This is a genomic window from Herbidospora sp. NBRC 101105, assembly GCF_030269205.1.
Lineage (GTDB): Bacteria > Actinomycetota > Actinomycetes > Streptosporangiales > Streptosporangiaceae > Herbidospora > Herbidospora solisilvae.
Window position 1 is genome coordinate 149,529 of the sequence record NZ_BSSX01000009.1, and the last position, 12,602, is coordinate 162,130.

Annotated in this window: 10 protein-coding genes and 1 tRNA gene; 3 read left to right on the forward strand and 8 right to left on the reverse strand. The window is 62.2% G+C overall.

Annotation, left to right across the window (positions count from 1 at the left end; genetic code table 11):
* The first annotated feature begins 199 nt into the window (after positions 1-199).
* Entirely contained in the window at positions 200-418 is a 219-nt protein-coding gene (locus tag QSK34_RS33180) for a hypothetical protein (RefSeq protein WP_285590084.1), read from the forward strand.
* Positions 419-442: 24 nt separating this feature from the next.
* Here the strand turns inward: QSK34_RS33180 and QSK34_RS33185 are convergent, their stop codons facing one another.
* Together QSK34_RS33185 and QSK34_RS33190 are read right to left on the reverse strand one after the other, a co-directional pair.
* On the reverse strand, positions 443-1,294 hold the full coding sequence (locus tag QSK34_RS33185) for a class I SAM-dependent methyltransferase (protein ID WP_285590086.1): 852 nt from the start codon (positions 1,292-1,294) through the stop codon (positions 443-445).
* Between the two features lie 97 nt (positions 1,295-1,391).
* Complete coding sequence (locus QSK34_RS33190) at positions 1,392-1,973, reverse strand: helix-turn-helix domain-containing protein (RefSeq protein ID WP_285590088.1); 582 nt, start codon at positions 1,971-1,973, stop codon at positions 1,392-1,394.
* 785 nt (positions 1,974-2,758) lie between these two features.
* Here QSK34_RS33190 and QSK34_RS33195 point away from each other — a divergent pair.
* Positions 2,759-4,276, forward strand: a complete 1,518-nt coding sequence (locus QSK34_RS33195; protein WP_285590090.1) for an MFS transporter — start codon at positions 2,759-2,761, stop codon at positions 4,274-4,276.
* A 264-nt stretch (positions 4,277-4,540) separates the two neighbouring features.
* Here QSK34_RS33195 and QSK34_RS33200 read toward each other — a convergent pair.
* Positions 4,541-4,621, reverse strand: a tRNA-Arg gene (locus QSK34_RS33200).
* Positions 4,622-5,157: 536 nt separating this feature from the next.
* Between QSK34_RS33200 and QSK34_RS37865 the strand changes: the two genes are divergently transcribed.
* The gene (locus tag QSK34_RS37865; RefSeq protein WP_353051467.1) at positions 5,158-6,612 is read left to right on the forward strand and encodes a zinc-ribbon domain-containing protein; all 1,455 of its coding nucleotides are present in this window, start codon (positions 5,158-5,160) and stop codon (positions 6,610-6,612) included.
* Positions 6,613-6,847: 235 nt separating this feature from the next.
* Here QSK34_RS37865 and QSK34_RS33205 read toward each other — a convergent pair whose 3' ends face one another.
* The 5 genes from QSK34_RS33205 to QSK34_RS33225 all read right to left on the reverse strand — a co-directional run bounded on the left by QSK34_RS33205 (position 6,848) and on the right by QSK34_RS33225 (position 12,557).
* Positions 6,848-8,698: a DUF262 domain-containing protein gene (locus tag QSK34_RS33205; RefSeq protein WP_285590092.1), complete on the reverse strand. Its 1,851-nt coding sequence runs from the start codon at positions 8,696-8,698 to the stop codon at positions 6,848-6,850.
* 89 nt (positions 8,699-8,787) lie between these two features.
* On the reverse strand, positions 8,788-9,387 hold the full coding sequence (locus tag QSK34_RS33210) for a hypothetical protein (protein ID WP_285590094.1): 600 nt from the start codon (positions 9,385-9,387) through the stop codon (positions 8,788-8,790).
* Between the two features lie 689 nt (positions 9,388-10,076).
* Positions 10,077-10,496, reverse strand: coding sequence for a restriction system modified-DNA reader domain-containing protein (locus QSK34_RS33215; RefSeq protein ID WP_285590096.1), 420 nt, complete (start codon positions 10,494-10,496; stop codon positions 10,077-10,079).
* A gap of 418 nt (positions 10,497-10,914) precedes the next feature.
* The gene (locus QSK34_RS33220) at positions 10,915-11,457 is read right to left on the reverse strand and encodes a hypothetical protein (protein ID WP_285590098.1); all 543 of its coding nucleotides are present in this window, start codon (positions 11,455-11,457) and stop codon (positions 10,915-10,917) included.
* The gene (locus tag QSK34_RS33225; protein WP_285590101.1) at positions 11,454-12,557 is read right to left on the reverse strand and encodes a helix-turn-helix domain-containing protein; all 1,104 of its coding nucleotides are present in this window, start codon (positions 12,555-12,557) and stop codon (positions 11,454-11,456) included. Before QSK34_RS33225 ends, QSK34_RS33220 begins: the two co-directional genes overlap by 4 nt.
* Positions 12,558-12,602 lie beyond the last annotated feature (45 nt).

Consider the following 12,602-nt stretch of genomic DNA (forward strand, 5'->3'; position numbering starts at 1 on the left):
GGCTCTTCCAGCAAGGCAACGCGTTCCCGGCTGTCCCCACCTGGTCGTGGGTGACACCCAGCCAACCGCCGTCCGCCTCGACCACGCGTATCCCGCGCTAAGCCGTTTCGCCCGCTGTCCGCCGTTCCGGTGATTTCACGGGCGGCTTCCACGATTGCTGCGCTCAGAACCGCCCGGCCGTCGGGTCATCTCACGCGGCATGCTCTCCACGCGCGAATCGGCGTCGGTGACCAGCACGGCCAAATACAGCGAACCACGGACCTTTCCCGTCACCACCGAGGTCCATCCCGCCGGAAAGAGCCTCATGGAGGCCCACATCAAGCTGCGCGCCGTCGGCTTCCCGGCCCGCGGCGGCACCAGCGGCAACATCTGGATCGGCTACCTCGGCGATCGTCTACCAACTGAGAGGCCCTTATAGGCGTGCCCCGAGCGGCCCTTCTCCTCAGGTGCGGCGTGCGGCCCAGACCGAACGCCTGGTGCGGACCGCGAGGTCGTCACGCCGCAGGAGGCTGTGCGGGCCGTCGACGTCGAGCAGCCGGTCGAGCGCGACGAGGTCGCCGGGGTCGAGCTCGGCCGCGACCGCGCCACGAACGCGTCGCAGCACACCGAGGGCATACTGGCCGATCGCCGCGTTGCCGGCGGCCGTGACGTCCACGTCGACGATGAGCTCGCCCTCCACCGTGAACCCGGCGGCGGTGAGCATCAGTCCCCAGTCGGCGCCGCGGTGGGGAAGGTGCCGGGCGTGGAGCCGGTCGCCCGCGGCGTGGAGACGGTCTTCCAGGCCGGGCCGGTCGGCGGGTGCCGTCGCGGGCAGAAAGCGGGGAAGTCCGGCCATCTCGACCACGGCGAACAGGCCGCCGGGCGCGAGCAGGTCGTGGACGGAGCGCAGGGCGTGTCCGGGGTCGGCCATGTGATGCATGGAGCCGGAGGCCCACACGAGGTCGGGGGTGCCGAGGTCAGGCCAGGTGGCGTCGTCGAGATTGGCGAGCACCGTGCGCACCTGCCCGTCCACCCCGCGGGCGCACGCCTTCTCGCCGAGCCGTCTTAGGTGGCCGGGCGAGGCGTCGACGGCGGTGACATGCGCCTCGGGGAACTGATCGAGGAGGGCGAACGTGCCGGCTCCGGTGCCCGAGGCCAGGTCGACGAACCGGCGCGGGTCGCCGTGCAGGGGCAACCACCTGATGATGTCGGCGGTGTGCTCCGCCAGGACTTCCGCGTCCAGTTCGAGGATCTCCGCCTGCGCGCCGTCCGCGTCGTGGTGGTGATCCTGGTGCTGGGCATGCGTGTGCGTCATGCTGCGACGATAGAAGTGCTATGCCTTTGGTGCATATGTTCATGCGTACCGAGCAAGAAAGTGGACTCCTGCGATGCTGGGGAGGCAAGTGACGCCGTCATGAGCCGCTGTCCGCTGGGTCGTCGGTCTCGCGATGTCCGCGACGGGCGTCCCGGTCGAAGACGAACATGACCTCGCACGGGCGGCCTTCCGCGCCGATGGCGTGCGGCATCATCGTCGGAAACTCGGCGGCACGATTGGTCTCGACGCGGAAGCGGCGGTCGCCGAGCAGCAGAATCGCGGTGCCGGACAACACGACAAGCCACTCCCTGCCGGGATGGGCGCGCATCTTGGCGGGACTGTCCGGTGGTGGCTCGGTGAACCGCCGGCGCATGACACTCATGGCCGGATCGCCCTTCATCGGCCAGCTCAGGCCGTGAGCGCCGTGGTTCACCGGACTGATGACGACATCATCCGCCGTGTTCTCGACCAGCTGATCGAGGGTGGTGTCCAGGGCGTGGGCCAGCGCGACGAGCTGGTCCAGCGCCAGGCGGCGCTGACCGTTCTCGATGCGGCTCAGCGATGATTGGCCCAGATGGACGCGCTTGGCGAGTTCGTCCAGAGACAGGCCCTGCGCGACCCGCAGTGCCCGGATGCGTTTGCGTACGAGGCTCTCCAGCGCCCCTTCTTCTTGCGTCATAGGCAAGATGTTATGTCAGAGGCGCAAATCATGCTTAGAGTCGTAGCAGCCGGTGCCGGAACGACCTCGGTCCCGCATGAGAGAAGGGAGATGCCAAGGCAAATTTCACGTACACGAACGACGCACTGACCGGCGTGATCGGCGAAGGCACCGACTGAACGGTGCGCCGCTGCTCGGATGCCCTGACCGCGTCATCGTCGTGGACGGCAACGGCGATCTCCGCAGCAACACCCCGACCCGGCCGCCACAGCCCGAACCTCCGCCGCGTCGTCGTGGACGGCAACGGCGAGCCCCGCAGCAACGCCCCGACCTGGCCGCCACAGTCCGAACCTCCGCCGCGCCGTCGTCCTGGACGGTACGGCGGTCTCCGCAGCAACGCCTTCGACCCGGTTGCCACAAGCCCGAACCTCCGCCGCGCCGTCGTCCTGGACGGTACGGCGGTCTCCGCAGCAACGCCTTCGACCCGGTTGCCACAAGCCCGAACCTCCGCCGCGCCGTCGTCCTGGACGGTACGGCGATCTCCGCAGAACGCCTCCGACCCGGTTGCCACAAGCCCCGAACCTCCGCTGCGCCGTCGTCGTGGACGGCAACGGCGACCTCGGCAGCCGGAACCGGTCGCCACAGTTCGAACGTCCGCCGCACGGCCACGTACATCAACTCATTGCCTTCCGGCGTCCGGGCACCGCCCGGCGCCGTGATCTCCCATGCCCTTCTGAGAGGAACCGATGAGCACAAACCAGCCCGAAACACCGGACGCGCGTCAGTTGCGCACCATCCTCGTCTCGGTGTCCATCTCGTTGATGGCCGTCGTCGCCTCGGTCTCGGGCCTCAACGTCGCGCAGACCCACATGGCCGTCGACTTCCAGGTCTCCCTGGGCACGATTCTCTGGATCATCAACATCTACACCCTGACCCTGGCCGCCCTGCTGCTGCCGCTCGGCGCGATCGGTGACCGCCTGGGCCGCAAGCCCATGCTGACCGCCGGACTCACGTTGTTCGGCATCGCGAACGTGGTGGCGGCACTGTCCCCGACCGCGGAGGTCATGATCGCGGCCCGTGGACTCAGCGGAGTTGGCGCCGCGATGATCATGCCGATCACCCTGGCCGTCATCACCTCCACCTTCCCCGAGGAACGCCGCGCCAAGGCCATCGGAGTGTGGACGGCCGTCGCGGGAGGCGGCGGCATCCTGGGCATGTTCCTCTCCGCCGTCCTGGTCGACATCGCCGACTGGCGCTGGCTGTTCGCGCTCCCCACCACGCTGATCGTCGTGGCGCTCGTGATGACGGCGAAGTCGGTGCCCAACTCCCGCGAACGCTCGGCTCACCCTTTCGACACCGTCGGCACGCTGCTCTCCACCATCGCCGTAGTCGGCCTAATCTTCGTGCTGCAAGAGGGCCCCGAACGCGGCTGGACCGCCCCCGAGACGTCGACCAGCCTCGCCGTCGGCCTCGTCGCCGGCATGGCGTTCGTGATCTGGGAACTGCGCCGCCGCGACGCCTCCCTGCTGGACGTGCGCCTGTTCCGGGAACGCGGCCTGGCGGGCGGCTCGCTCACGTTGCTCGTGGTCTTCGGCGTCCAGGCGGGCATCGGCGTGGTGCTGTTCCCGTTCTTCCAGGCCGTGCTCGGGTGGTCGGGCCTGGTGTCGACGGCGGCCCTGATGCCCATGGCGATCTCGATGATGCTCGCCTCCGGCCTCGCGGCCAAACTGGCCGACCGCATCGGCGCCCGCGCGACCATGACCACCGGCGTCATGCTGGCCGGCGTGGGACTGGTGTTCATGGGGCTGTTCGTCTCGGTGGAGGGCGGCTACCTGTCGATCCTGCCGGGGCTGGTCGCCATGGGGCTTGGCATGGGCCTGTCGATGACACCCTCCACCGAGGCCATCACCAGCTCCTTGCCGCAGGAAAGACAGGGGGTCGCCTCCGCGCTCAACGACATCACTCGCGAATTTGGCACAGCCCTGGGTGTCGCCTTGCTGGGCGCGCTCCTGTCCGCCGGGTATCGCGGCGCGATCGACGGCAAACTGTCCGGTGTGCCCGGGGAGGTTGCGGAGGTCGCCAGGGAAGGGGTCGCCAACGCCGTCGAGGTGTCGGGTAGCGCCGGCCCGCACGCGGCACAGATCGTCCAGGCCGCTCGCGAGTCGTTTGTGGACGGATGGCAGCAGGCCATGTGGGCGGGAGCGGCCGTCATGGTGGCGTTGTCTGTCTACCTTGTCGTGCAAGGTCGGAGGAACCGAGGGAGCTCTGCGGCGGACGGTGCCGAGAGTGGATCAAGGTCGGGTCAGGTCGAATCGGCCCTGTGATAGCGGGCGCCACCGCTGCTCTGTGGCCTGCGGACGAGTCCTTGCGCAGTGCCTTGAGTGACCAGAGTGCCGTGTTCCGGCCGATCGCCAGGACGATCACAATGGTCGGCAGGTTGACCGTCGGGGGCGAAGCCGATTGCCTCGCGCGAGCGGGTCGTGTGGGGCGCTGCCTTGTAAGACGCTAACGGGAAGGGGAGTGACCTGCGGCGGGGCGCTTTTGTGGCAATCTTTGCTCGCGGGCGAACAGTGCTGGTTGGCGGTGGGTGCCCCCGGTAGGAATCGAACCTACGACACCAGGTTTAGGAAACCACGGACGGCGGCGGTTCTTTCCCTCACTGACCTGGCCTAACGCGTCTGATCTAACTGTGTCGCCGCTGATCATTCCGCACCTACGCCGCGTCTGCTCGCTCCTCGCCGTCCTTTTCCGTATCCGCCAACCCCGGGCCAGAGTGGCCGGCGGTCGATACTCGCCCTGGCCCGTCGACGCTCGGTCTTGACGGAGCGGCAGCCGGACAATCTGTCCGAATTTGAACAGCGAGAACCGTCATCTGACGGCACTGTCGAACTGGAGCGTAGGGCCGCCGCCAGGCCCGAGCCCTGGACTTGGCGCGGCAGCCATGGGTTGTTAAGTCCACAAGATGAGGGTGTTGTCCAGGTCGAAGAGCGCGAGGCTGTACGAGACCACTGCCTCGTGCCATCAGGGCTGAATTTTGTCAGTACCCTATGCGAATCTTCCTGGTATGACGAAGAACGCGCGGGCCGATTCCAACGAGCGTCGGCGCACAGCGGCGCCTGGGCAGGCTCTGGCTGACCTGTACCCAGCGATAGCCGCTCAGTTCGTCGAGAACCTCAAACACCCGGGATTCGGACCCCAAAAGCTTATGCCTGGCAGCGGCGACATCTGCTCATGGAAATGCGATGAGGGGCATATTGGGCGTCAAACAGTACGAGCCAAGGCGATCCTGGGGATTGGCTGCGATCCTTGTCGAATTAAAAGGCAGAGAATCGCAAAGCCAGAGGAATCCCTAAAACATCTTCATCCGGATATTGCTTCCCGGTTTATTGAGAATATTGCAGAGCCCGGACTTGGTCCAGACAGATTGAAGCCGGGCAGTAATGATTGGTGCTTCTGGGAGTGCAAGAAAGGACATACGTGGCCAGCAAGGGTAAATGCCAGAATAGCCGGAAAGAAAGGGTGTCGTGATTGCCGAGACGAACAATGGAGGACGGCTGACCCTGGAAATTCATTGGCCGATTTGCATGGATGGATAGCTAAGCAATTCGTAAGGAATCTTACACATCCCGGATTCGGTCCCGAATCTCTGAAGCCAAGTAGCACTGATCTCTGTGTTTGGATATGTCCATTAGGTCACGAATGGAAGGCGGTGGTCAATAAACGAACGACTGGACGCGGATGCCACACGTGCATGAAGGGCCGGAAAGGCGGGCGTGAATCCCGGTTAGAGTACGAAGTCGGCGATTTGATTGAGGCGGCTACTGATCTCGAATTTAAGCTCCATGTCCCTGTAGTGGGTGGGGGGAAGACTGGTGTAGTAGATCTGCTATTCCCCGAAATTAACCTAGCGGTCGAACTTGACCCCCATAATTGGCATCAGGATTCAAAACGGGACGAGCGCAAGCAGCGCATTTTACTTCAGTCCGAATTCGACATTTTGAGAATAAGAAATCTCGAAGTGGAACCCGTTATCGGGAAATCCATTGAAGTTCTCGGCAAGAAGCCGTGGGACTGGGCCCTAGCGCTCTCTCTAGAGCTCAAAAGGCGCGGCATCCAGTGGAATAATCTAAACCAAATAGAAGTTTCTCGGGCTCTCGGAAAGGCTTTCATTGCATGGGTGGAATCTGGAGCGCAACCGCCAGAGCCGAGCGCCGCAAGTGTGGCTCCGCACCTTGCTCAGGAGTTTGTCTCGAACCTGACCCGTGATGGGATTGGTCTAGATTGGCTCTCTCCTGGAGCTCACGATATTTGCTTATGGCGGTGCGCAAAGCGCTCCCATGAATGGAAAACAGCAGTCAGTTCGCGAGCCGGGAAGCGAAAGACAGGATGCCGGAAGTGCCAATCGGAAAGTCGTGCAGGCTCTTTGGTTACTCCGACTAAGAGTATTCAGGAGTGTTATCCGGAACTAGGAGCACAGTTTCGTTCCTGTATCGAAGACCCTCGTCGAACGCTGGAGTGGATAGGAACTACGTATCGAGGCGAGTGTGAATGGGGATGCAGCAGTTGTGGATATACCTGGATGGACAGCCCACGCAATCGCGTGAGACGTGTCGTCAAGAATCCTGCATCTTCCCGCTGCCCGGAATGTGGTGGATCTTGAGTCCTCACCGCAGGTTCGCTGCCCGGAGCGATTCACGTCTGAAGGCGGGCCGCCGGCGTTTAGGGAATTGAAGCGAACCCGCCAGAATGACACCAGCCGGCACCGGAACCTCCGGGATAGCTCCCCGATCATCGAGCTGTACTCATGAGCGAGAAGATCTCCGGCATGGAGAACGCCGAGCGTGCTACCCACGGATCGCGCTCTCTCATCACTGGGTACGGCGCGAGATCAATGATCACCAGTTGCCGCCTGCAGCCACAGCCAGCAGGTCTTCCGGATTCCAGATTTGCTTCGCGATCTCGCGGTAGAGCTGGCCGCGCTCGACGACGTCGGCTGCCTTGAACGCCTCGTGTGGGCGGAAGGCCAGACCGCTGTCCTTGACGAATTTCACGAAGCCGGAATGATTTTTGTAGCACTGGGGGTTCAGCGACTTGGCAAGGATGTTCTGTCCGAAATAATGCGGCAGCTTAACCTCGTAGGAGTTGTCCCCGTAGCTAGCGTTGAACGACTTGGGCAGGAGAATCAGGTCACCGATCCGGTTACGATGCCGGTCGAAATCAGCTTCATGCGCGAATTCATCGCGGTGCTGGCCATAGTGATCGGCCCAGATATGCTCCACCTCGTAGCGTACCTTCTGGTTGTTGGTTAGCTCGTCGTACTTGGATGTCTCACCAGACTCCACTGCGACAAAGTCCGTAATGCGCGCCAAGATCCGGTGCAGCTGCGAGCGGTTTTGCTGGTGCAGGTACAGATTGTTGTTGTTATCGAAAGTCTCATTTTCCTTGCCTAGTTGCTCATGCAACCGTTCGGCCAGGTCAGTCACGGAGAGCCGTCGAATTCCCCGCATCACATTGAACATCGCGTACTGCATCGTCGAGTAAGCGGTGCTCCGGAAGTTCCAGATGCGCCAAGCCAGCAGGATGTCGATGTAGCGACCGACAATTTCCAGTTTGAGATCGATCGCCTTCTTGTCGTCATCTGGGTTAAGCGGAGCCAGCAGCAGTTGATCCTGCAACGTGAAGCCGTGGTCGGCGTTGTAGCGGATGTGCCGCAGTCCCGAATCGATATTGATACTCTCATTCGAGGCTTTGACGATGCGCAGATACTGCTGGCTATAGAAGTCGAATTCCTTCACGACGAAGCCGTAGAAGTCCTCGCGAGTCGTTAGGCCGACGCGTTCGTGGTCTCCGCGTAGCCAGCGGTGAAATTCCGTGCCGATGCGGTCCCAGTCCTCGGGCTGGGCAGCCTTCTTGCGTTCGCGGATCTTGGTGGAGTACTGACTCCGCAACCAGGTCTTCAGGAAATCCGCGTCAGCGTCGTCAGACCGCTCGTTGAGCGTCCGCAGCCGCTTCCTCCACAGATCGTTGGCCTTGAGCCTCGGCTTCCCATCTTCGATGTTAGCGAGCAAGTAACCCTTGAGCATGTCCGCTGGCGTGAGCTTAAGGCCACGGTCGTTCATAGTCTCGAAGATCGTGTAGGCGTCGTCATCGGCGTACGCGGTGATCTGCACGATCTGGACGCGATTCTGCAGCCAGTCGATAAAGAAGGGAAGAGCCTCGTTTCTGAGCTCCTCAGGGAAGACCACGTCTAGGTCCTCATACCGCTCGACCAAGGTGAGCACCGACTCCGGCGCATCGGCCGGAGGGTCGTACGTGCCCTTTTCGTAGAGCGCCTCCATACAGTCCACCCGATCCGGAACGTCGAGGTTGAAGGACTTCTCGCCATACTTCTCCGAAAAGATCAGTTCGTCGATCGACACCTGGTTGTCGCGCTCGTGTTGGAGTCGTCGCAGGTATGTGAGTAGAAGCGTCAGGCTGGTGAGGCGTTGCTGGCCGTCGACGACAAATGGTTCACCATCCTTCTCGGAGATAATGATAGAGCCGAGGAAGTAGTAGGGATATTTCTCGACTTCCTTGCGGGCATGGGAAGGATCCCACGCCTCGTCGAACTTGGACGTGAGGTCGTTGACGAGTTCGGACAGCTGCTTGGACTCCCATTTGTATTCACGCTGGTAATAGTCGATGGAATACTTATTCCCCTTGAGGATTTCGCGGACGGATTTTGCAACTCCGTCGATCTTCTTCATCGGTCGCCGCCTCCTCTAACTTCGATGATGAGGTCCTCTCGTCTGTGTTCGAGGACGCGGATATCTGCCGGGTGCGCATTTACATGAATTTACTTTATGCGGCGGAACGTGAGGGTGTTAGTGAACTTGTATCCCAACATGTCGTATTCCTCTCGCATGACCAGCTGTTTCCTTGAGCATGTGAACTTCGCTCCCGCGGGCACCATGCTGTCAGCGTGACCTTTCTTGAGGTCCTTGACGACAGAGCGGACGGGATCAGTACGAGGCCGTGGTTCGGTGCTGACAGACTGGGAAGTAGCGTTTCCGCTGGCCGATCTACCGTCCAATTTAATGAATCCCCTAGCGGATCCATTCAGGTTGAGTTTGACCCTCAGGTTTCCTTTGTAGGCGACGCTCCAGGCGAACTGCTCGCCGTTCGTGACACCAGTGGCGTACTCCCGCGTCGACCCAGTGAAGGAGTAAACGGCATACTTCTTGCCAATGGTGAGCTTGACGCCGGTCGCGCCGGAACGCTTGGTCCAGTCCTTCTCTCCATCCACCGTCGTGTTGGTTGCCTTGCGGTCGAGATGCCAAGTGCCGATGGCGCATGCCGGAGTGGTCACTGCTTCGGCCGGGGCGGCAGCGAGTCCGACTACTCCCGACGCGATAATGGCGACACTGAGGGAAAGCCCGGTACCGATAGAGAGCATGTGTCGAACTCCAGGTTCAAGCGGGAGGCGATGGCAGATGAGGCTATCGCAAGTCCAGCAAATCCACTCCGAATCAGGATAAATCGACCTCGCCGCCGCATTCTAAGCTGAGCTGAAACGATGGAGCCGGCCGCACCGCGCGCTCGCGGAATTCTTGGGGATACTTCCTGGGGGCTGGCATCGCGACATTCTCTCTTCCGCCAGCAAGATCATGCTGGCTTTAGGGTCGCCACGAAACCCGGGGCAATTCACCTGTCGCTTTTAGGCGGAGTTGCCTCCGGCCGTGGCTTGTGGGTTCGCGGCACGCCCACCATGCCTTGTGTGCGCTCATTCGGTCGTAAGTCCCTATGAAGGTCAGGCGGACCAGAGTCCACCGGGCCCTGCACGGCGGGTCTCCGAGTCGAACAGACCCACGACCACGGACGGCCCGGTCCTCCAGATCGAACGTGCGCAGCCGTACGACCAATGTTGGCGCTGCGTGGCGGTGTTGCTGTATGGCATTTGCTGTACAGCACCGCTTAGGACGGTGGTGGCCGTCAGACGGGCTCACATGGTTTGAGCTGTGCGAACACCTCGCGCAGGCCCCAGCCTGACGAAGATCATCCCGCATGTGTCCCGTATTAGTTCATGGCCGCGAGGAACACTTGAAGGGCCGGAAGCGGGCCTCTGACATCGCCTCGCCGACTCAATTACTTCAGTTCGCTCCGAAGATCCTTAAGGGACCGATTGTTGCTTTCCCGGTGCCACGCCGACCACCCGTCGGTCTCTTGGTCGATGAGCTTCTTGCAGGCAGGGGAGGGCTTTGTAAACACCTCGCCTGTGCTGATGCGGATGCAACCGCCCGCAAGCACAGTCGCGTAGTGAGTCTCGCCGATTCGCGGACGGTCCCACACGAGCCTGTCGCCGGCCGCGAGAAGTCCCTGGTCGATCAGGCGCCGAAGCACTCCGGGACGCTTCTCGTCGGGGTCCTCGCCGGTCTCGTCGTTGTTCTTGTCAGGGGTGCCCAGCAGGACACGCCGGAGCACGTCGTTGGGAGTGGTCTCCACGAAGGGCTCGGCTTCGTCCTGAAGTGCCTTGTAGACCTCGTCGTCAACCTCGATCTTCGGCATGGCAACCCCCTGATCCAACTTTGAAACTTGCGATGCGGCAGTTCTACCAGTTTGCAAGTTTTGGCACAAGAGGGGCCTGCGCAGCTTTTGGAGGGAAGGCAAGCGGGAGTCAGGAATGCTGCGGGGGGAACGGCGCCCATGTTGGTTAGGAGAACATAGCCGCGGTGAACATATGAGTTCGCTACCGCCTGCCTGGAAAATGTCTTATTTTCGGATCAGGAGAGCGCGGACAGTACTGGATACTCACTTCTGATGTCATCGGATCGCTCGGGCGATCAGCCGTCCCCCCGGGGATCACCGCCAGCGGCACCAAAAGGCGCACCGATCGATCGAATGAATGGCACCCCCGAAATGGGGCAACTCGCCAGGCTGGAAGCGACGGGGCTTGATGTTCGTCCTTGTCGTATCCGAGTTCCTTTCAGCGCTGGAGATCCCGAACATACTCGGGCAGCCGGAGACGGCGGTCGTGGACCTTGGACATGGTGTGCATGAGATCGAAGGCGTCTCCGGCCCCGATCTCGCCGTCCGCGACGACCATGCTCATGATGTCGATGGTCTCGCGTGTGGTGATCCCCTGAAACCGGGCATACCGCAGGGCGTCCCGGTCGTCGGAGATCCACCAGGCGCCAGCGAACTCGGTCCAGTTCTTAATGATGTAGCAGGTCTGGGCTTCGCCAAGGTGCTTGAGCTGGTTATGGTCGTCGCCGCCGAAAACGACGCGACGGATCGCCTCGATCTTCTGGACATCGGACGGGTCGTCGATTTCGACGGGCTCGCCGAGGCAGCGGTCCGCCCCTAGGGCAGTGAGGGCGGGCGCGTGGGCAGCAGACCGGGATGCCTCGAAGGCCACGGCCTCCGTCCACCGGCCCCGTCCGTTAAGCGCGGCTCGTAAAAGGTCCAGCCGGTTGACGCAGGCGAAGTTACATAGGACCGTGTTGTCGGGGAACAGGTAGGTGGTCATGGGGCACTCGGCGTCCCCTGCTCTGACTCCAGCGCGTCCCGCAACTCATCGACGTCGGCACCCAGGAGGTTGGCATAAGGACGGAGTGTGGCGGCCCCCGTCTCATAGGCAGCGTAGGTGTCACGGAGCAGAATGCCCGGCGGTCGGGGAGTGCCAGCTGCGGTTACCAAGCGTGCGAACCATTCGCCCCTACCGGCGAGTTTCGCTGCATCGGCTCCTGTCATGGACTTGTACCGATCGCACCTGCCCGCGTCGATGATGCGGAGCTCCTTCAGCCGGAAGGCGAGTGCTGATGGGCTCACCTGGAGATCGCAGACCAGCTCGGCGAAGGCCTGCTGGTCGAGGCCATCCTGTCGCAGCCTGGCACGAAGCACGTCTTCGGGCATGAGGAGGGCCGAAGCGAAAGAGTTCGCCTGCATCTCAGTGGGGTCCTTCGATTGGGCCTTGTCGAAGATATCCCGGTCGAGGTGGATGTCCTGGTCATCGCCGGCGAGCAGGTGGCCGAGCTCGTGCGCCAGGGTGAAGCGCTGCCGCGCGGGAACGTGGATGGACGCAAGCACGATGAGCTTCACCTCCTCCGACGAGACGGCCAAGCCGTCAAAGCCTTCCCCGAGTTGAACAATAGCGACGTCTGCCCCAAAGACATCTTCAACCATCGCGGCCAAGTCTCCGCCAAAGATTGAGCAATTCGCCTCACGAAGTTTGGCGTGCGCCAGCTCGGCGAGTCTCTGCCCGCGTTCCTTATAGCTGCCTGAGCCAGAACTCGCGGCGAAGGGCCGCCAAGGTTGCCTATAGCCGATAGTGGACAAATCGCTACGCATTGTGCTGTAGCGTCTAGCACTGGTCAGCGCTTCACCGGCCAGTCCATTGGTCGTTCTGGCAGCCACCGCCAATGGTGGTTCCTCGCCACTGATGAGCCAGTCGACGCTGACGCGATACTCCTCGGCGATCCGCGCCAGGTCCAGCGAGGAGAAGCGGCGAGCGCCGCTCAGCGACTTGGACATCTTGGAGTCGTCGAGTCCGATCCGCTGTGCGAAGGCATGCTGGCTGAGGCCTGAAGCCTCGATCAGGCCTCGTACGCGATCGGCAATGCTTGGCATGCCCACAGGCTAGCAAGCTCCTTGCGAAAATCGCAAAGATTCGCC

Excerpts from the sequence above, each read along its gene's own strand:
- QSK34_RS33180 (WP_285590084.1), top strand. The coding sequence starts at position 200 with ATGCTCTCCACGCGCGAATCGGCGTCGGTGACCAGCACGGCCAAATAC.
- QSK34_RS33185 (WP_285590086.1), bottom strand. The coding sequence starts at position 1,294 with ATGACGCACACGCATGCCCAGCACCAGGATCACCACCACGACGCGGAC.
- QSK34_RS33190 (WP_285590088.1), bottom strand. The coding sequence starts at position 1,973 with ATGACGCAAGAAGAAGGGGCGCTGGAGAGCCTCGTACGCAAACGCATC.
- QSK34_RS37865 (WP_353051467.1), top strand. The coding sequence starts at position 5,158 with ATGCCTGGCAGCGGCGACATCTGCTCATGGAAATGCGATGAGGGGCAT.
- QSK34_RS33205 (WP_285590092.1), bottom strand. The coding sequence starts at position 8,698 with ATGAAGAAGATCGACGGAGTTGCAAAATCCGTCCGCGAAATCCTCAAG.
- QSK34_RS33210 (WP_285590094.1), bottom strand. The coding sequence starts at position 9,387 with ATGCTCTCTATCGGTACCGGGCTTTCCCTCAGTGTCGCCATTATCGCG.
- QSK34_RS33215 (WP_285590096.1), bottom strand. The coding sequence starts at position 10,496 with ATGCCGAAGATCGAGGTTGACGACGAGGTCTACAAGGCACTTCAGGAC.
- QSK34_RS33220 (WP_285590098.1), bottom strand. The coding sequence starts at position 11,457 with ATGACCACCTACCTGTTCCCCGACAACACGGTCCTATGTAACTTCGCC.
- QSK34_RS33225 (WP_285590101.1), bottom strand. The coding sequence starts at position 12,557 with ATGCCAAGCATTGCCGATCGCGTACGAGGCCTGATCGAGGCTTCAGGC.